This window comes from Paenibacillus sp. USDA918EY (genome assembly GCF_009870825.1).
Taxonomy (GTDB): domain Bacteria; phylum Bacillota; class Bacilli; order Paenibacillales; family Paenibacillaceae; genus Paenibacillus_AQ; species Paenibacillus_AQ albilobatus.
In genome coordinates this window covers 216292-238157 of record NZ_WTWY01000002.1, presented here as the reverse complement: position 1 = coordinate 238157, position 21866 = coordinate 216292, and the positions used below count along the sequence as shown (strand labels likewise).

23 protein-coding genes and 1 riboswitch are annotated in these 21866 nt (G+C 53.2%); of the genes, 15 read left to right on the top strand and 8 right to left on the bottom strand.

The genetic code is table 11. The features are described 5' to 3' along the window. Positions 1–92: 92 nt before the first annotated feature. Together GQY55_RS05355 and GQY55_RS05350 are read right to left on the bottom strand one after the other, a co-directional pair. Positions 93–710, bottom strand: coding sequence for a GTP pyrophosphokinase (locus tag GQY55_RS05355; RefSeq protein ID WP_160039803.1), 618 nt, complete (start codon positions 708–710; stop codon positions 93–95). A gap of 408 nt (positions 711–1118) precedes the next feature. Next, positions 1119–3263 carry an ATP-dependent helicase gene (locus GQY55_RS05350; protein ID WP_160038947.1) on the bottom strand — a complete coding sequence of 715 codons (2145 nt, stop codon included), beginning with the start codon at positions 3261–3263 and terminating at the stop codon, positions 1119–1121. Positions 3264–3551: 288 nt separating this feature from the next. Between GQY55_RS05350 and GQY55_RS05345 the strand changes: the two genes are divergently transcribed. Both GQY55_RS05345 and GQY55_RS05340 read left to right on the top strand, forming a co-directional pair. Beyond that, positions 3552–4352: a zinc ribbon domain-containing protein gene (locus GQY55_RS05345; protein WP_160038945.1), complete on the top strand. Its 801-nt coding sequence runs from the start codon at positions 3552–3554 to the stop codon at positions 4350–4352. A gap of 73 nt (positions 4353–4425) precedes the next feature. Continuing rightward, positions 4426–5229 carry a TrmB family transcriptional regulator gene (locus GQY55_RS05340; protein WP_160038943.1) on the top strand — a complete coding sequence of 268 codons (804 nt, stop codon included), beginning with the start codon at positions 4426–4428 and terminating at the stop codon, positions 5227–5229. Positions 5230–5316: 87 nt separating this feature from the next. Here the strand turns inward: GQY55_RS05340 and GQY55_RS05335 are convergent, their stop codons facing one another. Then, the gene (locus tag GQY55_RS05335; RefSeq protein ID WP_160038941.1) at positions 5317–5967 is read right to left on the bottom strand and encodes an NUDIX hydrolase; all 651 of its coding nucleotides are present in this window, start codon (positions 5965–5967) and stop codon (positions 5317–5319) included. 75 nt (positions 5968–6042) lie between these two features. Here GQY55_RS05335 and GQY55_RS05330 point away from each other — a divergent pair, with 75 nt between their 5' ends. Beyond that, the gene (locus GQY55_RS05330; RefSeq protein ID WP_160038939.1) at positions 6043–6348 is read left to right on the top strand and encodes a hypothetical protein; all 306 of its coding nucleotides are present in this window, start codon (positions 6043–6045) and stop codon (positions 6346–6348) included. A 42-nt stretch (positions 6349–6390) separates the two neighbouring features. Here the strand turns inward: GQY55_RS05330 and mscL are convergent, their stop codons facing one another. Further along, positions 6391–6876, bottom strand: coding sequence for a large-conductance mechanosensitive channel protein MscL (gene mscL, locus GQY55_RS05325; protein WP_160038937.1), 486 nt, complete (start codon positions 6874–6876; stop codon positions 6391–6393). A 189-nt stretch (positions 6877–7065) separates the two neighbouring features. After that, positions 7066–7165: riboswitch (purine riboswitch) on the top strand. A gap of 219 nt (positions 7166–7384) precedes the next feature. Between mscL and GQY55_RS05320 the strand changes: the two genes are divergently transcribed. Together GQY55_RS05320 and GQY55_RS05315 are read left to right on the top strand one after the other, a co-directional pair. Further along, positions 7385–7954: a xanthine phosphoribosyltransferase gene (locus tag GQY55_RS05320; protein ID WP_160038935.1), complete on the top strand. Its 570-nt coding sequence runs from the start codon at positions 7385–7387 to the stop codon at positions 7952–7954. A gap of 77 nt (positions 7955–8031) precedes the next feature. Beyond that, positions 8032–9372 carry a nucleobase:cation symporter-2 family protein gene (locus GQY55_RS05315; protein WP_160038934.1) on the top strand — a complete coding sequence of 447 codons (1341 nt, stop codon included), beginning with the start codon at positions 8032–8034 and terminating at the stop codon, positions 9370–9372. A gap of 155 nt (positions 9373–9527) precedes the next feature. Here the strand turns inward: GQY55_RS05315 and GQY55_RS05310 are convergent, their stop codons facing one another. The 4 genes from GQY55_RS05310 to GQY55_RS05295 all read right to left on the bottom strand — a co-directional run bounded on the left by GQY55_RS05310 (position 9528) and on the right by GQY55_RS05295 (position 12346). Continuing rightward, entirely contained in the window at positions 9528–10424 is an 897-nt protein-coding gene (locus GQY55_RS05310; protein ID WP_160038932.1) for a diacylglycerol/lipid kinase family protein, read from the bottom strand. Between the two features lie 101 nt (positions 10425–10525). Then, positions 10526–10867, bottom strand: a complete 342-nt coding sequence (locus tag GQY55_RS05305; RefSeq protein ID WP_160038930.1) for a DUF4870 domain-containing protein — start codon at positions 10865–10867, stop codon at positions 10526–10528. 118 nt (positions 10868–10985) lie between these two features. Then, entirely contained in the window at positions 10986–11270 is a 285-nt protein-coding gene (locus GQY55_RS05300) for a transposase (protein ID WP_160038928.1), read from the bottom strand. A gap of 56 nt (positions 11271–11326) precedes the next feature. Continuing rightward, positions 11327–12346: a serine hydrolase domain-containing protein gene (locus GQY55_RS05295; RefSeq protein ID WP_236575436.1), complete on the bottom strand. Its 1020-nt coding sequence runs from the start codon at positions 12344–12346 to the stop codon at positions 11327–11329. A 398-nt stretch (positions 12347–12744) separates the two neighbouring features. Between GQY55_RS05295 and GQY55_RS05290 the strand changes: the two genes are divergently transcribed. The 10 genes from GQY55_RS05290 (at position 12745) to GQY55_RS05245 (ending at position 21809) form a co-directional block, all read left to right on the top strand. Continuing rightward, positions 12745–12933: a hypothetical protein gene (locus tag GQY55_RS05290; RefSeq protein WP_036651115.1), complete on the top strand. Its 189-nt coding sequence runs from the start codon at positions 12745–12747 to the stop codon at positions 12931–12933. Positions 12934–13103: 170 nt separating this feature from the next. After that, on the top strand, positions 13104–13853 hold the full coding sequence (gene map / locus GQY55_RS05285; protein WP_160038924.1) for a type I methionyl aminopeptidase: 750 nt from the start codon (positions 13104–13106) through the stop codon (positions 13851–13853). A gap of 395 nt (positions 13854–14248) precedes the next feature. Continuing rightward, a complete protein-coding gene (gene coxB / locus GQY55_RS05280) occupies positions 14249–15292 on the top strand; it encodes a cytochrome c oxidase subunit II (RefSeq protein WP_160038922.1) in 1044 nt (347 codons plus the stop codon). Between the two features lie 81 nt (positions 15293–15373). Next, positions 15374–17224 (top strand): cytochrome c oxidase subunit I, encoded by a 1851-nt coding sequence (gene ctaD / locus GQY55_RS05275; protein ID WP_160039801.1) that lies wholly within the window; start codon positions 15374–15376, stop codon positions 17222–17224. Next, positions 17221–17838 carry a cytochrome c oxidase subunit 3 gene (locus tag GQY55_RS05270; RefSeq protein ID WP_160038920.1) on the top strand — a complete coding sequence of 206 codons (618 nt, stop codon included), beginning with the start codon at positions 17221–17223 and terminating at the stop codon, positions 17836–17838. Before ctaD ends, GQY55_RS05270 begins: the two co-directional genes overlap by 4 nt. Before the next feature lie 3 nt (positions 17839–17841). Further along, positions 17842–18162 (top strand): cytochrome C oxidase subunit IV family protein, encoded by a 321-nt coding sequence (locus GQY55_RS05265; RefSeq protein ID WP_160038918.1) that lies wholly within the window; start codon positions 17842–17844, stop codon positions 18160–18162. Between the two features lie 100 nt (positions 18163–18262). Next, complete coding sequence (gene ctaG, locus GQY55_RS05260) at positions 18263–19171, top strand: cytochrome c oxidase assembly factor CtaG (RefSeq protein ID WP_160038916.1); 909 nt, start codon at positions 18263–18265, stop codon at positions 19169–19171. Between the two features lie 32 nt (positions 19172–19203). Then, positions 19204–19668, top strand: a complete 465-nt coding sequence (locus GQY55_RS05255) for a DUF420 domain-containing protein (RefSeq protein WP_160038914.1) — start codon at positions 19204–19206, stop codon at positions 19666–19668. Between the two features lie 296 nt (positions 19669–19964). Continuing rightward, complete coding sequence (locus GQY55_RS05250; RefSeq protein WP_160038912.1) at positions 19965–20846, top strand: DUF4850 domain-containing protein; 882 nt, start codon at positions 19965–19967, stop codon at positions 20844–20846. Between the two features lie 243 nt (positions 20847–21089). After that, positions 21090–21809: a hypothetical protein gene (locus GQY55_RS05245; RefSeq protein ID WP_160038910.1), complete on the top strand. Its 720-nt coding sequence runs from the start codon at positions 21090–21092 to the stop codon at positions 21807–21809. Positions 21810–21866 lie beyond the last annotated feature (57 nt).

Sequence of the window (21866 nt, the reverse complement as noted above, 5' to 3'; positions counted from 1 at the left end):
CTTAGCGGAAGTTTTCTCATATCTTAAAAAAGGACGGACAGGCTTTAAGGCCTGATCCGTCCTTTTTTCCAATGAGCATTCGGCAATGCGCCCTACTCCTCCTGAACCTCCTGCAATTCCTGCGGATAATACTCTCCGGCGGAAGCCAGGATTTCGTCGCGCAAGCGGAGCATTTGATGGTCCAGCTTGTCGGCGGCCACGGCGGCTTCCTTCAATTCGCTGACCACATGTTTTGGCACTTGTTTGTCGTATTTGTAGAAAATGATATGCTCCATGCTGGCCCAGAAATCCATCGCAAGCGTGCGCATTTGGATTTCGACCTTCATCCAGCGCGTGCCTTCGAACAAAATGAGCGGGACTTCGACGATGACATGGAGGCTCTGGTAGCCGTTAGGTTTTGGATTGGCGATGTAATCCTTGATCTCGATGATGCGGATATCGTCCCGGTGGGCAAAATGGTCCAGCAGACGATAAATATCTTGTACAAAAGCGCAAACGATCCGCATGCCGGCAATATCATGGATGTGGGTCAAAATATTGTTCAGCGTAAAATCGATGCCCTTGCGCTCCAGCTTATTGATAATGCTTTTGGGTTCCTTGATCCGGACCTTAATATGCTCAATGGGGCTGTAGCCGTCTTGAAGCTTCAGCTCCGTCTTGATGAGTTTGATTTTATTCTGGAGCTCCTCCAGGGCAAGCTTATAAAGCATCGGAAGCCTTTTCCATTCATTGAACTGGTTCAGCAAATTGTTCTCGATATCAAGCTTTTCCAAATCCTTCAGGGTGACAGAGCCCACTGCAAGCTGATGATTCGATTCTTCTTTCAATGGTCGGTTCTCCTATATCTGCTTTTTTTGTGTACTGCTCGACCGGATGAATTTCCGGTTCCACACTTCTTATTTTACCTGAAAAGTGGGATCCATGGCAAAAGAGTCATATGTCCTTTTGGTAAAAAAATTGGCTTGTTTTGCAATTTACAAAATGAAACCCTTAAGCATTCCCGATCGCAAGGGAGCTTAAGGGTCTTTTTTAAAGCCGAGATTTCATTAGAGCGCCTGGGCCCAATGATATAAATTTTGTCTCAACCGTGGTACATAAGTATGCCGTTCAAGGATGCCTTACCGGGTCCGCTGCTTGGAAGCGGAGGCAGGGCGCGAAGAAGCGGCAGGCGATTCTTTGGAACGGCTGTGTTTGATGCCATAAGCCTCCAGCAAAAAGCGCGAAGGGGCGGCAGGCTTGCTATGGTAATACGCCGGGGAGCTGATATATAGCCGCTCTTTGGCCCGCGTCACGGCGACGTAAGCGAGCCTCCGCTCCTCTTCGAGGGCGGCTTCATAGATTTGTTCCTCGGCCTCATCGGGACGGGCGGCTTTCATTTCCTCCGGCGGCTTTTCTTTTAAAGCCGTGCTGTGCGGGAGAATGCCTTCGCTTGCTCCGATCAGGTAGACGTACGGAAACTCAAGCCCTTTTGCCCGGTGGATGGTCATCAGCTGAACGGCGTCGCCTTCGTTTTTGTCCTTGAGCGCCTCCATTTGCGCATGGCGCAGGGAAAGCTCGTCCGCATAGGCGACAAACCGTTCGACCGTATCGAAACGCGCCGCGGCGCTTTCGAGTTCCTCCAGCGAATCGAGAACCATGTCCCTATATTGCGTATATACAAGAGGATCGCCCGTCTGCACGTATTTATCGTAAAACAGTCGGCGCATCTCCTGCAGCGCGTAGGCCGGCTTCATCGCTTTGAGCGATTTGATCAGCTTGATCCTCTCTTTGACGGCGGCCTGCTGAAACGGCTGAAGCCGGCTCCAACGGGTTAAATGGATGAGAGGGTATTTCTTCCGGGTTTCCCGTTCCTGCGCCAGGATGAAGGCATGCCCTTCTTCTTTCGGCACATAAAGCGGACCGAGCGCGCCCGGCAAAGACTCCATTCTGCGCGGGTTCAAGCTGAGCCGCAAATGATCCATCAGCGGTTTGATCAAAGGCTGGTCGTAAAAGACGGCTTGGCTGCCATACTGAACGAACGGGATGCCGCGCATGAGCAGCTGCTCGAGAACGGAACGGCTGCTGCCCGCGGTCCGGTGCAAAATGGCGATGTCCCTGTAAGCGGCGTTTCCGTTTCGCACCTGCTGCGTGATATGATCGACAACCCATGCAGCCTCCTCTTCGGGATGCGACGGCTGGATATATTGCGGCATCCGCCCGGAGGGGCCGGCCGCTTTCAGCTCTTTGGGACGGCGCATCCGGTTATGGCGGACGATCGCGCCGCCGAGTCCCAAAATCCGGCTGTCGCTCCGGTAATTGATGTCGAGCGTCACGATTTTGCTTTCGGGATACAGCTTGTCGAATTCCAAGATAGATTCTTGCCGTGCCCCGTTAAACGTATAGATGGTCTGGTCGTCATCGCCGACCACGGCCAGGTTGCGATGCGCTGCGGCAAGATATTGCACCAGCTCGTATTGGATGGCGTTCGTATCCTGGAACTCGTCGACCATGAGCCAGGCATACCGGTTCTGCAGCCGCTTCAGAAACAGGCGGTCATCCAATCGCCGCCGAAACTGCAGCAGGATGTCGTCGAAATCCCATAAGCTCCTCTCCTGCTTCCAGGCTTCATAGGCCAGCAAAATCTTCCTGACGGCGGCCTCGTCGTCCGTATGATCCGGAAGCTCGTCCGCGCTTTTGCCCTGCATCTTCCATGCGGACAAAGCGGCAAGCAGCGTTTCCGGCTGGTAGGTTTGCGAGGGGTCGAGCCTGCGCAGAATCATTTTCATGATCGTGTGCTGCGTCCCGAATTCGCCCAGGATTTGCTGCTTGTATCCGTTCCGGCGCAGCATCAGGAGCGCGAACGAATGAAACGTGCGGGCCTCGACCGCATGGGCGGCGGCGGGACTGACGCCCGGCATCCGGGCGATGCGCTGCTTGATTTCGCTCGCAGCCTTGCTCGTGAACGTCACGAGCAAAATGCCGGAGGCCGGGATGCGGCGAACCGCAAGCAGATAAGCGGTGCGCGCCGCGAGCACGGTCGTTTTGCCGCAGCCTGCACCGGCCAGAATCAGCATCGGGCCTTCGCCGTGCCGGACCGCTTGGATCTGCGGAGCATTCAGCAGGATGCCGTTATTCTCCAGCTCGCGGAAGAAGAAGGCATCCGGTTCATGATTTTTGACCAGCTCCCGGCTGGTCCGCGTAGGTGCGGGATTGGCCTGCGGAGGCGCGGCTGATGCCGGCACTTGGGCTGGAACGCCTGTCGGCGCCAGCTGCGTGTTTACCATGGCTGCATCCTCCTTATGTCTGAAAAATATGAGTCATCGGTTGCTTTATTTAGCAGTGTCACAATAAATTTGGTATGATATAAACACCCTAACCGCATGCAGTCCATTATAACCCGAGCGGCGGCGGGCAGAGAAGGCGAAAGAAGAGTCTTTTCGTACATTTCACAGCATAGGCGAGGCATGGTATCTTTGTAGCATAAGGTTTTTTTGTTGAATGGGTTTTTGCGATTTATAAAAACGACTATTAAAATACATGGGATGATCACTTGGAAACTGGAGGAGAAATCAATGAAAATTTTGCAGAGGCTTAAGGATGGGGCAAACCGTGCGACGGAAAAGGCCCAGGGAGCGGTTGAAATCAGTAAGCTGAACAGCCAAATTGCCGATATCGAAAAAGATATGGAGCTTCATTTTATCGAAATGGGGCGCGTTTTTTATGAAGGCTACAGCGAAGAGGACATGACGCTGGCGGAAAAAGAGATGCTTAAGCATTGCAAAGCCTGCGACGAGTTGCAGGAGGAGATCGAACAGCTTCGGGCCCGGGTGGCGGAACTGAAAAACGAAAAGCTGTGCAAATGCGGCCGTACGGTGGCGCTCGATGCCAATTTCTGCCCGGCCTGCGGCAGAAGCCTGAAGGGAGAAGCGCCTGTGGAAGCGCGCGGCGAAAGCCGCAAACCGCAGACGGCCTCGTTCGAAGACGAAGATTACGGCGAAACCAAAATTTACAGGGAGCCGATCGTCAAGGAAGAGGATGACGTTGAATTCGAGCTGGCGTTCGACAGGGAAGAGGTCGGCGCTGCGTCGGAGCGTCTGTACGATTTTCCGGGAGGCAAGGACTGGAGAGAGCCGGAAGACGAAGAGATCTTTGCGGATGAGCGGGAACGCCGTCAAGCGGAGGAACTGGAGCGGGAGCGGGAACGCCAGATGGAGCTGGACCAGCGGATTCGCTTCTGGAAAGAAAACAATGACGGAAGCGCCGAAGCAGGGGCGGGCCAATCCCAGCGCGATACGGTCAAATGCCAAATTTGCCGTGCCGATCTGCCGAAGGGCTCGAAATGGTGCCCACGCTGCGGCGCGGAACAAATTTAACGCAGGTTAAAGTTAACCATATAAATCATTCAATGACTAAAGTAAGGGTTTGGCAGCTTGGGAGGACAGAAGAATGGAACAATTGCTACAGCATCTGCGGAATTTGAACTTCACCGAAATGGAAGCAAAAATTATGGTGGAGTTGGCCGGCAAAGGCCCTTCCTCAGGTTACGAGGTGGCAAAAGGGCTCGGCGTTTCCAGATCCAACGTATACGCCGCCCTGCAGCGCCTTGCGCAGCATGGATTTTTGCGCCGAAGCGCCGGGGAGCCGGTCCGCTACAGTATGCTGAAGCCCGAAGAGCTGACGCGGATGATCTCCGGACAGGTCAAGGAGTCGCTTGCTTTTATCGAGACGAGAATGCCGCGGGTGGAATCGGATCAACAACCGTTTTACAGCGTGGAGGGCGACCGGAATGTGCTGGAAATGCTGAATCGCGAGATGGAGCGGGCCGAGCACGAAATCGTCGTCGACGTCTGGCGCGAAGAAGCGGCGCTTGTCAGGAACGGCCTGGAGGAAGCTGAAGGACGCGGCGTGAAGCTGCTCTGGTCCTGCATGAGCGAGGAGACGGCCAACCGCCCCCTTCCATGGATGCCGTTCGGGCAGCGGAAGGACGGGGCCGCGCCGGGGCGCCGGTTCTCGTTCGTCATCGACCGCCGCTGGTGCATGCTGGGCATGCGGGGGGAGGACAGCACGACGCAAGGGCTGGTCACGGAGCATCCGGTGATGGTGGAGCTGCTGCTGAATCATTTTACGCAGGAAATGGTGCTCTACGAGCTGGAGCAGGATATCGGCGAAGAGCTGTCGGAACGTTACGGTCCGCGGTATGAGCGGATTTACGACAAATACGTCGGGCCGGAAAATCCGAAGGACGCCTAACAGAAAAACGTTCTTGAAGTTCATAGATTCAGGTAAAAGCAAAAGGACGCCGCCCGGCGCCCTTTTGCTTCATCGTTTGCAGCTCGCTTAGGTGGCGTGAGGCTGCAGATTTTTTAATTTTTTGAACACATGGAGATAATCGTCATATTTATGCGGCACGAATTGATGTATGCTTAACGTAGCGGCGACCATCTCCGGAGCGGATTGCCCTTCGCGGGATGATGCAATGCCTGCAGCAGTGATGGAGTCCTTTTTGCCTTCGAACAGCGCAATGGCGTCGTCCAGCCGGGTTTCGTACAGACCCGCAACCTCCTCTTCCTGCAAACGGTACGCGGTCAGCGGCACATTGAGCAGAAGCGCGTAAACGAAGCATTTTTCCCGGTCGATGAACGACTTGCCGCCGGCCGTGCCCGTCGCGAAATGATCGATCGTCCCGAGGGAGGTCAGCTGGTCCATCCGGACGGGAATGCCGAGCTCCTCCTCGACTTCGCGGACGGCATCTTCGACGGTTTCCCCCGCGGAAAGATGACCTGCTGCCGTAATGTCGAAGCAGCCCGGAAAGGTATCCTTGGTGTTTTGCCGCTTTTGAAACAAAATGAAGCGCCCTTCCGGCGTATCCCTGACGATCCAGCAGTGGAAGGAATGATGAAGATAACCCTTGGCATGCACTTCATCCCGGGGCGCGGTACCGATCTTGCGGTCCTGTTCGTCATAAATATCGAATAATTCCTGGCTCATGGTTGGAAACCACCTCCGGGTTCTGATAAGTGGATCAACGTATGACATTGATAGCATAAAAAAGGAGAGAACGACATGGAATGCATCGTCCGTTTTGAAGTCAAGTGCGGCCAGGAAACCAAGCGGCTGCGCGGGCTGCTTTTCGTCGACAAAGGCAAAAAGCCGGATACCGGGCAGCTGATCGACATGTTTAAGGACATGAATTACCACGTGGCGCTGGCGGATCCCGACAAACTGCTGTTTACGCCCACGGCGGCCGGCCAGAAGTTCGACCACATTCGGGTCATCGAGCTGGACACCGGGGAAGCCAAATATACCGAAGACCGGGATTTGAAAAAGGTCATCACCACGCTGATGCCGCAAAGACCGCTCGGCCTGTAAGCCGGCGGTTTTTTAAAATTCGGCGGCGCCGAAGGAACGGCTCTACCCGCGCTCCGGCTCGGCGTCGAGAACCGAAGTGCAGTGCCCGCAGCGGGTGGCGGCCAAAGGAATCTCGGATAAGCAATACGGGCATTCCTTCGTCGTTTTTTCCGGCTCCTCCTGCTCTTTTTTCTCCCGTTTCAGCCAGTTGATGCCTTTAACGAGCAAGAAAATACAAAAAGCCACGATCAGGAAATCGAGCACGACGTTGATGAACTGGCCGATCGCGATGACCGGCGCGCCGATTGTTTTGGCTTCAGCCAGCGTGTGTATGGGTTTTCCGTTCAGCGTTAGGTTTGGCTTCAGCGGAATGATCAGTTCGCCGAAATTTACGCCCCCCAAAAGTAGCCCGATCGGCGGCATAACGATATCGTTGACGATCGACGTGACGATTTTGCCGAAAGCTCCGCCGATGATGACGCCGACCGCGAGGTCAACCACGTTGCCGCGAACCGCAAACTCCTTGAATTCTTTTATAAAGCCTTTCAATGCGTTTCCCCTCCCGATTCTTCGAATCTATCTACTCTTTCAGTATGGAACATGCCTCTAAAGTATAAACGAGATTTGCGGCGAAATCAGCAGAATCGGCCGTTTTTTTGCGTTTTTTCGCGTCCTCCATCAAATACCTCTTTCTTTTTGGCCCGGTTTTGCGGTATACTTCATGCATTGTCTATATTTTTACTGTTTTCACAGGTTTCTCGTATATGTGCAGGAATGGGCCTGCATGTCTCTACCCGATCACCGGAATGATCGGACTACGGGAATAACAAGCGGTCCGGGCTAACGTCCGGCGTCTTTTCGTTTGTTTACCGTAAGTCCGCACAGTTTCGCGTTCTGCCAGGACATGGCAGTTTCCGGAAGAGGCGGGCTTTTTTCGTCATTTAAACGTCGGAATTTTGCAAAATTCGCCTGATTGCCGACACGCCCGGCCGATCCGCATGGAGCGTCCGTTGACGTATTTGCAAAAGGCTTTAAGAAATTTGGAGGGAGAAAAACAATGCAGCTGTTGAAGGAAAAAGTATTAAATGAGGGGATCGTGCTCAGCAATCAAGTGCTCAAGGTCGATTCGTTCCTGAACCACCAAATGGATCCGGTGCTTATGAAGGAAGTCGGGAAAGAATTCAAACGGTTGTTTGCGGGGCAAAAAATCGACCGCGTGCTGACGATCGAATCCTCGGGCATCGCGCCGGGCATCATGACCGCGCTCGAGCTGGAGGTGCCGCTCATTTTTGCCCGCAAGCAAAAATCGCTGACGCTTCGGGAGGACATTTACGTGGAAAAAGTATTTTCCTTCACGAAGCAGGAAACGAACGAAATTACCGTCTCCCGCAAGTTTATCCAGCCTGGGGAACGCGTGTTGATCATCGACGATTTTTTGGCGAACGGAGAAGCGGCTTTTGGTCTGGCGCGCATCGTGGAGCAGGCCGGGGCGGAAGTCGCCGGCATCGGGATCGTGATCGAAAAGGCGTTCCAGCCGGGCGGCCGCCTGCTGAAGGAAGCCGGTTACCATGTCGAATCGCTCGTCAGAATCGCCGCCCTCGACAACGGCAAAGTTACGTTTGCGTAAGGAAAGCCTGAATATTCGTGAGTTGGGTTGAGTCTTAAAAGACAATATAGAAAAAACTCGGGAGGAATGAATTCCGTATGGAACGGACGAAATTGAGAAATCCTTTCAAAACGTTCTCGTTGGGCATACAGCATGTGCTGGCCATGTATGCCGGCGCGGTCATCGTGCCAATGATCGTCGGGAGCTCGCTTCAATTCACGACAGAGCAGCTGACGTACCTGATTTCGATCGATTTGATGGCCTGCGGCCTGGCAACGCTGCTTCAGGTATGGGGCAACAAATGGTTTGGCATCGGATTGCCGGTGATGCTCGGCTGCGCTTTCCAAGCGGTGTCGCCGATGATTGCCATCGGGTTGAAGGACGGCGTGTCCGCCATTTACGGCGCGATCATCGCATCGGGCTTGTTCGTCGTATTGTTTTCGGGATTGTTCGGCAAGTTGATCGCCTTTTTCCCGCCGGTCGTAACCGGGTCCGTCGTTACGGTCATCGGAGTCACGCTGATTCCGGTCGCCCTGAACGATCTCGGCGGCGGTGACGGCGCGAAAGCGGCAGGGGAGTTCGGAAGCCTGCTGAACCTCGGGCTCGGCTTCGGCGTGCTGCTGTTCATCGTTTTGATGAACCGCTTCGCCAAAGGTTTTATCCGATCCATTTCGGTTCTGATCGGCCTGATCATCGGCACCATCGTCGCGGCGATGGCCGGACATGTCGATTTGACGCCGCTGAAAGAAGCGAGCTGGTTCCATGCGGTCAGACCTTTTTATTTCGGAACGCCTACGTTCCATGCATCCGCGATCCTCACGATGATCCTGGTATCGATCGTCAGCATCGCGGAATCGACGGGCGTTTTTATGGCGCTTGGTAAAATCGTCGACAAGGACGTCTCCTCGAAGGACTTGGCGCGGGGCTACCGCGCCGAAGGTCTCGCCATCGTGCTCGGGGGACTGTTCAACTCCTTCCCGTACACGACGTATTCGCAAAACGTCGGCCTCGTCCAAATGAGCCGCGTGAAAACGAGAGACGTGATCGTGGTCGCCGGAGGAATTCTGATCGTCATCGGTTTCATTCCGAAAATCGCGGCGTTGACGCAGCTCGTTCCGACTTCCGTGCTGGGCGGGGCAATGGTGGCCTTGTTCGGCATGGTGGTATCCTCCGGCATCCGGATGCTGGGAGGACAGGTGGACCTGAACAAGTTCGAAAACCTGTTTATCATCGCCTGCTCGGTCGGGATGGGACTCGGCGTCAGCGTTCATCCCGAATTGTTCGCCGCGCTTCCGGATTGGGCCCGCATTCTTGTCGATAACGGCATCGTGGCCGGAAGCGTCACCGCCATCGTTTTGAACCTGTTGTTTAACGGACTTAAAGGAAGTTCGCTCTCGAGCTCCAAGGACGCTGCCATAAAAGAAGGACATGCCGCATAAGCGGCTTGTCCTTTTTTTGAAGATATGTGTACGTTTCGTAGCGATTGCTTCCTTATATCTTAAGGGGAATTTCGGCTAAGCGCGGTCGTCTTCTGTGAATGTACGTCGTTGGACGTTCGTTTTTCTTATCAACGAAAAATACGGATTCGTACGAATTAAACGGCATACACCTGCAGGGCATTTGGCTGTACGGTAATGTCCAACGTCCCTTCGGACATGTTTTCTCCGTCGCCGAGCGCAAGCCGCAGCTGGTCGAATGCGACGGACACGGCTTTGCCGCGCAAAATCGTCACGAACGGAAGGCGGACATGCCGTCCGGTGAGCACCGTCGGAAACAGCCGCAGAAGCTGCAGCCGGGAACAGCCGTGCACGATGCAAACGTCGAGCTGTCCGTCGCCCGGATGGGCTTCCGGGCAAATATGCAGTCCGCCGCCGTAGCTTTTGACGTTGGAGACGGCCGTCAGCCAAGCGTTTTGGTACGTGCTTGTATTGCCGTCGCAGGTCACGGTGACGCCGCAGGGCTTAAAGGTCAGCAGCGTGTGCAGGATGCCGACAAGATAAGCGGCCCGGCCGACCCTGAAAACATTGCATATCTTTTTGTAGAGGCTGGCGTTGACGTTTTCGGCCACCTGCGCGTCAAAACCGATGGCAAGCGCCGTCAGCGTCAGCCCGTTTGCGGTCGCGATCAGGTCGGCGGCGCGGGTTTGGCCCCCAAGCATGATGTCGAGGGCGGACAGCGGATCATGCGGAATGCCAAAGCCGCGGGCGGTATCATTTCCTGATCCGGCCGGAATGACGGCCAGCGGAATCCTGAATTCCTTCAGCACCGGCAGGACGCTGTGAATCGTGCCGTCGCCTCCGATGACGGCCACGCCAAGCCACGGCTCGGGCTCGGAAAGCATCGCGGCGATGACGTCCTCTGCGTGGCTCGAGCTTTCGGTAAATACGTAGCGGTAGCGGATCAAACGCGCGTCCAGAACAGCCCTGATCTTAATCCAGGCGCGGTAGCCTTGGCCGTTGCCCGCCTTTTTATTGATAACGAACAAATACATTGCTGTCTCCCCCAAGTCATCTCAAAGAACCTTTTGCTTTATTGTAAGAAGTATGAGGGCAAAAGGGAATCCCGAAAAATGACCCGGGGGCGAAGGGAAGTTTACAGGCGATGAAGCTGTTTTTCGGCCAAATCGCCGATCCACGGCAGCTTCAGCCATTTTCCCTGCAACGAGGCGAATAGAAGGACGATCCACATCACGAGCGTTAAAATGGACAGCAGTCCGGCAATGAGCGGTCCGATCAGGGGGATAAAGCCGCATAGCGCATGGGCGATCATGACGGCGCCGAAGGCGAGTACCGATTGCAGGGCATGGAACATGACGAAACGGCTTCGTTTCTCCAAGGCGAGGAATACGATGCCGCCGATAAAAGCGAACAAGTAACAAAGCGAGGCGGCGATATTTTCGGGTAGGCCCGTCGACGATTTGAAAAAAGGGGACATGGTTTGCACACTCCTTGTCTTCTCGCGGGATGGTTGTATTAAACATATGTCCGGCTGAGACAAGTTATGAAGCAAACAGGCGAAAAGCATCCTGGAAGCAGGATGCTTTTCCTTATGGTTATTGCGGGTCCCCGCCTTGTTGTTGTCTGCGCGGATGCGTAATTTTTCCAATCTTGTCGGTGTCGTCTTCTTTGGGCACCAGGCGAGGATCCGTCCGGCCTTCGTGATGGTTGTCGAAAAGAAATTCGCTCAACTGCCATTCGGTCGTCCCGAGCATCGGGTCCGAAGGAAAGTCATCGCCCCGGTGCAGCACTTCTTCGCGGCCCCATTCATTGGTGTATACCCCGTCCACTTCTACCTCCTCGCGGGAGATCGGCAGCATGGCCTTGTCTTTATTTTTCATGAATAAGTCCTCCTTCGTCGCTGTTGAAATGTTGCTGTAATCGCAGGCAGGCATTTTTAAGTTTCCCTGACGGGCGCGGGATTATCCTGCGCGAAAGGCTGGTCGACGGCTCCCAGAACAAATTCCTGAAGGAGCGGACGCGGATTTTTCCAGCGGCTTACCTTGCTGTCCGCCGTAAACACGACGACGGTTTCCTTTTCGGGGAACAGGTACAACTGCTGTCCGCCGTGCCCGTGCGCGCAGCTGAACGTTTGGCCGTTCATTTTGCCGCACCACCAGCCGAACCCGTAATCGCCGAAAGCAGGATATCCCTCGACCTGGGGCCGAAGCGCCTGGGAAAGCCAGGAGGCAGGAATGACCTGCTTGCCCTCCCATCTTCCTCCTTGAAGGCAGCACATGCCGAACTTGACCAAATCGCGTGACGTAAGAAACAGGCCGACATGCCCCATGCTGTGGTTTTCCGGACTGGCCAGCCAGGCCGAACGTTTGATGCCCAGCGGATCGAACAAATTCTTTTTGGCAAAAGCGTACGCGTTCATCCCCGTACACTCGCTCAAAATGACCGACAGCAGATGCGTATCGATGCTGCGGTATTGAAAACGGCCGACCATATCGGGAACAACGGGCAGGGAAAGGGCAAAAGCCGTCCAGCGTTTGCCGCGATGCAGCCGCCGAATGAAAGGTTCCCCGAGCTTTTTGCCTGTTTGCCAGGCGAGTCCGGTGGTCATCGTGAGCAGCCTGCGCAAGGTCAAAGACCGCTGCAAGGCAGGATCCACATCTTGGAGGGCATAATGCCGGATCAGTCCGAGCAGCGGCTCGTCCAGACCGGGCAGCAGCCCGTGTCCGGATGCGATTCCGATTAAGACGGAGGTGAAACTTTTGGTCGCGGACCGGAGGTCGTTTAGCGACTCGGCGGCATGACCGTCATAGTATTTTTCATACACGAGCTTTCCGCTCCGGGTGACCAGGAAGCTCCGCATTTTCGGGAAAGCTTCGATTATTTTTGCGTCGGCTTGGTCGAGCAAGCGGGCGTTGCGGCCCGTTTCGCCCAAATGCGAAGCGGTCGAGGGCTGCATTCGGATCACCTCCATAAGCCAGATGGTATCTCATATATTGCTACCCTTATTATGAACTTAACCCGATCTGCCGATGATTAATTAGACAAGGATTTTTAGCGCGTTTTCGCAGGCCTGAACGATTTTTTTAATATCGTTTGTCCAGCAGGTAAAAAACGTTAATCTATTCATTTTTTTGGAAAGCTGTTTTCCTCGAAAGAATATGATACAATGAAAGGAGTGATTCAGTTTACGCTTTTACAGGGTATGTACCATTACAGATCCTTGAAGCGAGCAGCCGGGAGCGTTCAGCCCAAACCTAAATAACTGCATACGACTACTTCTTGGTGTCAGGTAAGGTCTTTTCGGCATTCTCTTAATTGGAGCAATCCATTCAAGTGTCTTGGGAGGGAACTATCATGGCAACGAAAGGTCACAACGAAGTCAAAGAAAGTCTGCGGGAAATGACACGGATTTTCCGGCCAAAAGATCCGAAGAAATTTGTGAAGGAATATGTCCGGAAGTATCATATTATGGGAGGATACGAAGAGGAACTCACCTCGGTTGTAGAACATGAGCTGGGAAGAATGAATTCTTCCGTTTCTTAATCACTGGCAAAATCACTATTACACTCGCGAAAATCTTAACCGTATTCTGTGAATGAACTTCACGCCGAATACGGTTTTTTTTGTAGACCTGCTGCAGAATACCCCTGTCGGCGCATATAGTGTACCATCCGATCCGGATGGCAGTATGCATAGGCGAAAGGAGCAGCAGCATGGAGATCCGTTTGAAAAGCAAGGAAGAAATCGGGTATATGCGCGAAGCAGGGCGCATTCTGTCCGCGTGCCACCGTGAAATTTCAAGGATGATCGCTCCGGGAGTCACTCCGCTTCAAATCGACGCCTTCGTCGAGGAATTTCTCGCAAAACAGGGAGCCGTTCCGGAGCAAAAAGGATACCGGGGGTTTCCATACGCGATCTGTTCTTCCGTCAATGATATCGTTTGCCACGGTTTTCCGACCGACGTTCCGCTGGCGGAAGGGGATGTCGTTACCATCGATATCGTCGTCAACAAAGACGGTTGGCTTGCCGATTCGGGCTGGAGCTACGGGGTGGGGAAGCTAAGCAGACCCCTGCAGAGGCTGATGCTGCGGACGGAGCAGGCGCTTTTTGCCGGCATCGATCAAGCCAGGGTCGGCCAAACCATCGGCGATATCGGGTATGCGATCGAGAGATGCGCGAAAAAGGGCCGGTTCGGCGTCGCCAGGCCGCTCGGGGGTCATGGCATCGGAACGCGTTTGCACGAGCCGCCGGATGTGCCCAGCTACGGCAGGCGCGGGGATGGAGTCCGCCTAGTCGAAGGCATGGTCATTACGGTGGAGCCGCTCTTCACGCTGGGCTCCACGGGAGCCGTTTTATGGGAAGACGACGGCTGGACCATCCGGACGGCGGACGGCACCTGCGGCGTGCAGTTTGAGCATACGGTCGCGGTGACAGCGGAAGGGCCGTACATTTTAACCGCTTAAGAAGCCGGAGAGGCTTCTTTTTTTTTGCCGCTTGTTGAAATTTGACGATTTGGTGACAAATCAATGAACGCAAGCGCCGCTAAATATGAATGAAAGGAATGAAAAATGGGTATACGAAAAGGGAATGGTAAGGTTGCAAACCGGAGGGAGGAACGGGGGGGAGAGCGTGGTCGAAAACGATTGCAAATGCTTGTGTGGCGCGACTTTCGGGACTTTTCGAACAATTTGTGAACTAGGTCAGAATCATTGACAAAATAATACCTTAAACTTATATTAAATAGGTGATTGTTTTAGTTGACAGTAGCATTTCATCCGTTATTGCACAGGTATGAACCGCGCATAGCATGTTTCTTGAGGGCGGGCGCCTGTGAAAAAGTACAAAGTGGGGTAGATCAATGATGAAACGGTGGCAGGCTGTAAAGCGACTTCTTCCCTTGCTCGCAGTGTTTTCTCTGCTTTTAGCCGGGTGCGGCCGCGAGGACTTGTCGGCATTACGACCACAGGGGCCTGTGGCGGAAGGACAGTACGATTTGATGAAGCTCTCGATCACGATCATGATCGTCGTCCTGATCGTCGTGTTTGCAATTGCGGTATACGTTTTGATTAAGTTCCGCAGGAAAAAGGGACAAACGGAAGTGCCGAAACAAGTGGAAGGAAACTTCAAGCTGGAGGTTATCTGGACGGTTATTCCGCTTATCTTGGTATTTATTCTGGCCGTTCCGACCGTTCAAAAGATTTTTGCCTTTGGCGACGATCATTACAACGATAAGAATTCCTTGCAGGTGAAGGTCACTTCGCACCAATACTGGTGGGAGTTCGAATACCCGCAATATGGCGTGAAAACCGCCCAGGAACTGATGATCCCAACAGGCAAAAACGTGGCCGTCGAACTCAAAACGGCAGACGTTCTTCACTCCTTCTGGGTGCCGTCCTTATCCGGTAAAATGGACACGAACCCGGACGGAACGATTAACAGATTCGCTTTCAGCACAAACAAAGAAGGAGTCTACCGCGGTAAATGTGCCGAGCTTTGCGGCGCTTCGCACGGTCTGATGGAATTCAAGGTCAAGGCGGTAAGTCCGGAATCTTTCAAAAATTGGGTAACCGCGATGAAAGCGCCTGCGGTTCTGCCTAAAGACCAAGCTTTGGCCGAAACGTTCAAAAAATCTTGCTTGTCTTGCCATGCTGTAGGTGACCAAGGCGGTCCGGTGGGCCCGAACCTTACCGGCATCGGTTCGCGTGAATCTGTTGCGGGTATCTTGCTGAACGAAGGTCAAGACGGAGGCAAACCGGTTAAGGAAAACCTCAAAACATGGCTTGAAGATCCGCAAGCCGTGAAACCGGGCAACAAAATGCCAGCTCCAAAGGATTTGGGTCTGACAGACGAACAAATCGATGGCATTGCCGATTACTTGGCTAACTACAAGTTGAATTACTAAGCGATATCAACAGCAAGATTTTTATAAGAGGGGGTACCAACCTTGGCTCATGCTCATAGTGTCAAGCGCCATAAGGGCTTGATGGATTGGCTGACGACAGTCGACCATAAGAAAATAGCCATTCTTTATTTGCTGGCCGGCGGTTTGTTTTTCGCGATCGGCGGTATCGAAGCGATTCTGATCCGGCTGCAGCTGATTAAGCCGATGAATGATTTCGTCTCGGCGCAAACCTTTAACGAATTGATTACGATGCACGGAACGACGATGATCTTCTTGGGCGTTATGCCTGTCATCTTCGCGCTGATGAACGCGGTTATTCCGTTGCAAATCGGGGCGCGGGACGTTGCGTTTCCGTTCCTGAACTCTCTTGGCTTCTGGACATTTTTGTTCGGTGGCTTGCTGCTCAACCTGAGTTGGGTTATGGGCGGAGCTCCAGATGCGGGCTGGACAGCATATACCCCGCTTTCGACAAATACTTACAGCACGTCGCACGGCGTCGACTTTTATACCGTCGGTCTTCAGATTGCCGGTCTCGGTACGCTGATCGGGGGCATCAACTTCCTGGCGACCATCATCACGATGCGCGCGCCGGGCATGTCTTTCATGAGAATGCCGATGTTTACTTGGACGTCTTTCATTACGTCCGCGATGATCCTGTTTGCATTCCCTGCCGTTACGGTAGGTCTGGTATTGCTTTCGTTTGACCGAATTTTGGGAGCGAATTTCTTCGAAGTGGCCAATGGCGGTAACCCCGTTCTTTGGCAGCATATCTTCTGGATCTTTGGTCACCCTGAAGTGTATATCCTCATCCTGCCGGCATTCGGCGTCATTTCCGAGGTTATACCGACATTCGCGCGGAAACGCCTTTTCGGTTACAGCTCGATGGTATTCGCCACGATCCTGATCGCTTTCCTGGGCTTCATGGTTTGGGCGCACCATATGTTCACGACAGGCCTCGGCCCAGTCGCGAACGCGCTGTTCTCGATTGCGACGATGCTCATCGCAGTGCCTACGGGGATTAAGATCTTTAACTGGCTGTTTACGATGTGGGGCGGACAGATCCGCTTCACGAGTCCGAACCTGTTTGCAATCGGATTTATCCCGACATTCGTTATGGGCGGGGTAACCGGGGTTATGCTGGCATCGGCTCCTGCCGACTTCCAGTTCCACGACACGTATTTCGTCGTTGCCCACTTCCACTACGTTATCGTAGGCGGTCTCGTATCCGGCCTGCTTGCGGGCCTGCATTACTGGTGGCCGAAAATGTTCGGCCGCATGCTGAACGAAACGCTCGGCAAAATCTCTTTCTGGTTCTTTATCATCGGTTTCCATCTGACGTTCTTCGTACAGCACTTCCTGGGCTTGATGGGTATGCAGCGCCGCGTATTTACTTACCTGCCTAACCAGCATTTCGACACGTTGAACCTGGTAAGTACGATCGGCGCCATCCTGATGGGCATCGGCATCCTCGTCTTCCTGATCAACGCGTTTGCGACTGCGGCGAAGCCGAAAGGCGTTGCCAATGATCCGTGGGAAGACGGACGTACGCTGGAATGGACCATCGCGTCTCCGCCTGCGGAATACAACTTCAAGCAAATTCCGCTCGTACGCGGTATCGATGCTTTCTGGAAAGAAAAAATGGCCGGCAACAAAGAGATGACGCCTGCGGAACCGCTCGGTCCGATTCACATGCCGTCGCCAACGATTTTGCCTTTCGTCATGTCCGTCGGCATTTTCATTGCCGGTCTGGGATTCATGTTCAGTAAAGAACAGTTCTCGAATTCTTTTATGAGCTTAATTTTCAACAACTGGATCGTTGTTATTATCGGTTTGGTCATCACTTTCGGTTCCATGCTGCTTCGTTCCTTGTATGACGATCACGGCTGGCACATCGAAGTAGAAGAGCTGGAGGAAGAGGGGGTAAAAGCATGAGTGCAACGCATACAGAAGGCGCTTTGCCGCACGAACCGGAAAAGGCGACGTTAGAAGGCCGCAATAAAGTGCTCGGCTTCTGGCTCTTCCTTGGCGGAGAGGCCGTGTTGTTCGGTACCCTGTTCGCGACATTCCTTGCGCTCCGCAATCAAACGAATGAAGGCCCGACCGCAGGCGAGCTTTTCCAACTGCCGATGACGGCGGCAGCGACATTGATCCTGCTCGTCAGCAGCTTGACAAGCGTGTTCGCCGTACAGGCGATGCACCGCCACAAGGTCGCTGCGCTTCGCGTATGGCTGGCCATTACGGTGCTTTTGGGCCTGGGCTTTCTTTTCCTTGAGATTTACGAGTTTGCCGAATACGTCAATGCCGAGAAATTCGGCATGACGACCAGTGCATTCAGTTCGGCGTTTTATACGCTTGTCGGTTTCCACGGCGCACACGTTGCGTTCGGGGTGCTCTGGATTTCCATTCTGATTGGACAGCTCTTTAAAAAAGGTTTGACGGTCGTAACGGCGCCGAAGGTTTATGTGTCGGCCATTTACTGGCACTTTATCGACGTCGTTTGGGTATTCATCTTTACGGTCGTTTACCTGCTCGGGAAGGTGGGCTAAGATATGACGACAGATCATCAGGCGAATCATGGCATCGTGAAGCACAGCGAACGCCATGAAGGACCTCAGAAGCATATCATCGTTTTCATTTTCTCCATCATTCTGACAGCCATTGCCTTCGCGGCCGTCATGGCCGGTGGAGTCAACGCGGCGTTTACCGTGCTGCTGCTCCTGGCTATGGCAGTGCTTCAGGTTCTGGTGCAAATGGGTTACTGGATGCACTTGAAAGACCGGGGACATATGATTCCCATCATCTTTATGATCGGTGGATTTTTCGTAGCCGGTACGGCCATCGTGATGGCATTGTACTGGGTATGGTGGTAAAATAGATAAAGAGGTGGGCTTATTTGCCCCCTCTTTTTTCAATGGAAGGCAGTTGTCACAATTTCGACAGAACTGATACCGCTTGAGAGGAGGTTTTTACATGCTGGGGTTAGAATATTTTAGCTTTAGCGAATTGTTCAGTCCGCTGTTTCTGGCGTTTATGCTGCTCGTAACGGCCGCATATTTCGTCGTGATCGGACCGCTTAGCGAGAGGTTTGCAGGCAGCGAACCCGTCCCATTAAGCAAAAAAATCAGCTTCGTTTGCGGTATGCTGGTTTTATACCTTGCTCAAGGCGGTCCAATCAGTCTGCTCGGGCATTTGATGTTTACGTTTCATATGACGACGATGGCATTCTCCTATTTGGTGGCGCCGCCGCTTTTGATGATGGGGATTCCGGCATGGTTGTGGAGAGCGATTTTGAAGGTGAACCCGTTCAAGAAGCTTGGCTTTTTGGCCAAACCGATCGTGGCCGCGATTGTGTTTAACGGGTTGTTTTCTTTCTATCATTTCCCGGCGGTCCATGACTATGTCATGCTGCATTTTGCCGTGCACCGTCTTTATTATCTGGTGCTGTTTATCGCCGCGATCCTGATGTGGTGGACGCTGATCAATCCGCTGCCGGAAAAGGACAAAACTTCGGGGCTTGCCAAGATAGGATACATTTTTCTAAATATGGTGCTCCTGACGCCGGCTTGCGGTTTGATTATTTTCTCCGCAAAGCCGATGTACGCCACGTTCAGCGATCCGAATGTATGGGCGGAGGCGATGGGATACTGCGTGTCCGGCGATCCGTCGAAGCTGCTGCAGGTGTTTGGCGGTCCGACCTTCTTTAACATCATGAGCACGAAAGTCGATCAGCAAGTAGGCGGCATCGTCATGAAGTTCATTCAGGAGTTTATTTTCGCATCGATGCTAGGGAGAGTATTTTTCCGCTGGTATCGTGCCGAGAATAAGGAAGAAGACATTACGCCCGCCGAGTTTAACGAGGGTTCATTGAACCGGGCGTAAGCGCCCGTTTTTGTGAAGTAAGGAGGATTTCGATGGATTTATATACGCTGATGCCGACGATCAGCACGTCGTTTATTGTCATCAGTGCGATATTGGTGGCGATTGGCTGGGGGCTCATTATTAAAGGGAAACGCGAAGCCCATCAAAAAGTGATGATTCTCGGTGCCGTTGCGGCGCTCCTTTTTTTCATCATTTATGTATCCAGAACCGCATTCGTGGGAAACACTTCCTGGGGCGGATCGGATGAACTTAAAGTGTACTATCAAATCTTCCTCATCTTCCACATTACCCTTGCGACGGTCGCAGCGGTATTTGGGATTACGACGTTGGTGCTTGCATTCAGGGAGAAATTCTCGAAGCACCGGAAATGGGGAAGGGTAACGGCGACCATCTGGTTTATTACGGCCATTACGGGAGTTGTCGTTTATGTCCTGCTTTACGTATTGTATCCGGGCGGCCATACGAAGCCGGTTTGGGACGTTATTTTGGGCGCTTAGAAGAGAGATTTGCATGGGCATGCATAAACATCAGAGGCCTTTTCAGTCTACCTGGGGATTTTTCCAAATCCCGTTAACATGCAGGTATACCGAAAAGGTCTTTTTGTTTTTGCGGCTACATATTAGTATTTGTGCGCTTTTTCGCGGGTGCCGGACGACAACGGTAAGGGGTGAGTGCAGCCATACGGATCGATAAAGAAGAAAATTAAAAAAATGATAACTTTATGGTTCCTGATTACGTCTAAAGAGTATATCGGTGAAACTCCAAATCACTAAAAAGAAGGTCCGGGATCCACATGAAACGAAACGGCATAACAACATCGGGAAGCATGAGAGGAAGGCTGTTTATTTTGACGGTTGCCGTCGTGATCATCCTGCTCTGCACAACATCGCTCACAGGCCCCGGCTCGATGTCGGCGGATGAGCAGCATGGTCAAGGCCAAAACCATCAAGTTCAGGATCCGACTCCAGGCGAAGGAGCGGACCTGGGCGCAAACGGTGCGGGATCCGGAAGCGTTAACCAGCCAGCCACCGTTCAATGCGGCGTATTGAAGCTGGATCAGCCCGGGGGAGGCATCGGCCAAATTCCGCTGTACTGCATTTCGGGAACATTTTACGGCGGATTTGCGCCTCCGAATGTCCCCCATGCGGATCTGCCCGCATTGCGCGGGATATCCCTTCCAGCTTCGGAATCGACGCGTTGGGGAGCGTTTTTCCTGAACGGGGGCAGCAATCACGGTTATCTTCTCTTGGCTCCGCGCCATTGGAAGGTGGTCACGGCGGATATCGGTATGAACGGCTCGGTTAAAATCGAATTGCAGGACCCGTCCGATCCGCTCATTCGCGCGACGTATTCGGATACGGGCTCCTGCGGAGGATGCGCCACCCAAATGATCGGCAGTTATTTTCCGGATATGAGGGCATGGGCGGAGGAACAGGGGATGACTCCGGACACGCTGACATTTGATAAACAGTCGGTGGTGAACGACCATATCGTGCAATATCGCCTGCACAAGGATGCCGCAGCTTATCGGACGTACGGGGCGGCATACCGGTTTCAGGGCAAGGACGATAACAGGTTCACGATGCTGGAGGTTGAGGCGCCTGAACCGCGGCTGAAGGACGTGGAGAGCATGCTTGATTTTTTTGCCAAATATCCGACTGCCTTGGTATATTAACAATCGGCGAATATCTTTGCGCTGCAAGGCCTGGAACCCGTTATGACGGCTTCCGGGCCTTTTTTTGTGCCATAAAATTTTCCATCATTTTTGCAAAAGGCCTATTGCCAGATCGTGCATCACCCTATATACTGTGTATAAAGATATACACAGTAAGCACAGTTCATGTGACTATGCACACCTGAGATGATTGAATAATTAGACCTGACGGGAAAGTCCGGACGGGAGCGGGGGAGAGCCGTTTTGGAAAACGCGAGAAAAGCTTGGTACATCATGCAGAAAGATCTGAGAAGCGAGAAAAAATATCTGGTTTGGTCCATCGTGTATGCCGTTTATATGGCGGTCATGGTGGGATCGGCGGTTCGGGGACAGATGGAGGCGCCGGAATTCATCAGCCCGGTGACCGACGGCTTGTTCATGCTGTTCATTCCGATGCTGGGATTTTATTTCTCCCGAAGGTCCTTTAAATATTTGAGCGAGGATTCGTATACGCAAATGCTGGCGTATTTCAGGGCATTGCCGATCCCGGATCGGGTCATCATCCTTTATCGGCTGCTGCAGATGTTTATGGCTTTTATCTTCAACGGCATCATCTTTTTCGGCTTGATGTATTGGGTCGCCGAACCGATGCGGAGCGGGATGTCATTGGCCGGTTATCTGGCTTTTTCGCTGACGTGGATCGGTTACGGGCTGGCGTTGTCGGGGCCGTACATGTATTTTGAATTTTCAAACCACGGGAAAGCGTATTTCCGGGCGACGCTTATTTTGTTTGCCGGAGCGATCGTGGCGGCGATTGTCATCAAAATATGCGGAGGGAACCTGCTTCTTTATTCGGTCAAAACGGCAACGCGCTGGAAGCTGCTTTCTCCCTTGATGTGGGTCATGTTCGCGGCGGCGGCGGCTAGCCTGGCCGCATTTACGAAGTTGACGCTCCGTACGCTTCGCAGCAGGGATCTGATGTAAACCGCGCAGCGAAAGATTGATTATGGCTGACGGCCAACAAGTCCGCAAAAGCGGCGG

What these genes read in the sequence shown, in the direction of transcription:
- GQY55_RS05350 (WP_160038947.1), bottom strand. Translation starts at nt 3,263, where the DNA reads ATGGTAAACACGCAGCTGGCGCCGACAGGCGTTCCAGCCCAAGTGCCG.
- GQY55_RS05315 (WP_160038934.1), top strand. Translation starts at nt 8,032, where the DNA reads ATGGAACGGACGAAATTGAGAAATCCTTTCAAAACGTTCTCGTTGGGC.
- GQY55_RS05295 (WP_236575436.1), bottom strand. Translation starts at nt 12,346, where the DNA reads ATGCAGCCCTCGACCGCTTCGCATTTGGGCGAAACGGGCCGCAACGCC.
- GQY55_RS05300 (WP_160038928.1), bottom strand. Translation starts at nt 11,270, where the DNA reads ATGAAAAATAAAGACAAGGCCATGCTGCCGATCTCCCGCGAGGAGGTA.
- map (WP_160038924.1), top strand. Translation starts at nt 13,104, where the DNA reads ATGGAGATCCGTTTGAAAAGCAAGGAAGAAATCGGGTATATGCGCGAA.
- GQY55_RS05255 (WP_160038914.1), top strand. Translation starts at nt 19,204, where the DNA reads ATGGATTTATATACGCTGATGCCGACGATCAGCACGTCGTTTATTGTC.
- ctaD (WP_160039801.1), top strand. Translation starts at nt 15,374, where the DNA reads ATGGATTGGCTGACGACAGTCGACCATAAGAAAATAGCCATTCTTTAT.
- GQY55_RS05265 (WP_160038918.1), top strand. Translation starts at nt 17,842, where the DNA reads ATGACGACAGATCATCAGGCGAATCATGGCATCGTGAAGCACAGCGAA.
- GQY55_RS05250 (WP_160038912.1), top strand. Translation starts at nt 19,965, where the DNA reads ATGAAACGAAACGGCATAACAACATCGGGAAGCATGAGAGGAAGGCTG.
- GQY55_RS05335 (WP_160038941.1), bottom strand. Translation starts at nt 5,967, where the DNA reads ATGAGCCAGGAATTATTCGATATTTATGACGAACAGGACCGCAAGATC.
- GQY55_RS05330 (WP_160038939.1), top strand. Translation starts at nt 6,043, where the DNA reads ATGGAATGCATCGTCCGTTTTGAAGTCAAGTGCGGCCAGGAAACCAAG.
- GQY55_RS05310 (WP_160038932.1), bottom strand. Translation starts at nt 10,424, where the DNA reads ATGTATTTGTTCGTTATCAATAAAAAGGCGGGCAACGGCCAAGGCTAC.
- GQY55_RS05345 (WP_160038945.1), top strand. Translation starts at nt 3,552, where the DNA reads ATGAAAATTTTGCAGAGGCTTAAGGATGGGGCAAACCGTGCGACGGAA.
- coxB (WP_160038922.1), top strand. Translation starts at nt 14,249, where the DNA reads ATGATGAAACGGTGGCAGGCTGTAAAGCGACTTCTTCCCTTGCTCGCA.
- GQY55_RS05340 (WP_160038943.1), top strand. Translation starts at nt 4,426, where the DNA reads ATGGAACAATTGCTACAGCATCTGCGGAATTTGAACTTCACCGAAATG.
- ctaG (WP_160038916.1), top strand. Translation starts at nt 18,263, where the DNA reads ATGCTGGGGTTAGAATATTTTAGCTTTAGCGAATTGTTCAGTCCGCTG.
- GQY55_RS05305 (WP_160038930.1), bottom strand. Translation starts at nt 10,867, where the DNA reads ATGTCCCCTTTTTTCAAATCGTCGACGGGCCTACCCGAAAATATCGCC.
- GQY55_RS05355 (WP_160039803.1), bottom strand. Translation starts at nt 710, where the DNA reads ATGCTTTATAAGCTTGCCCTGGAGGAGCTCCAGAATAAAATCAAACTC.
- GQY55_RS05270 (WP_160038920.1), top strand. Translation starts at nt 17,221, where the DNA reads ATGAGTGCAACGCATACAGAAGGCGCTTTGCCGCACGAACCGGAAAAG.
- GQY55_RS05320 (WP_160038935.1), top strand. Translation starts at nt 7,385, where the DNA reads ATGCAGCTGTTGAAGGAAAAAGTATTAAATGAGGGGATCGTGCTCAGC.
- GQY55_RS05290 (WP_036651115.1), top strand. Translation starts at nt 12,745, where the DNA reads ATGGCAACGAAAGGTCACAACGAAGTCAAAGAAAGTCTGCGGGAAATG.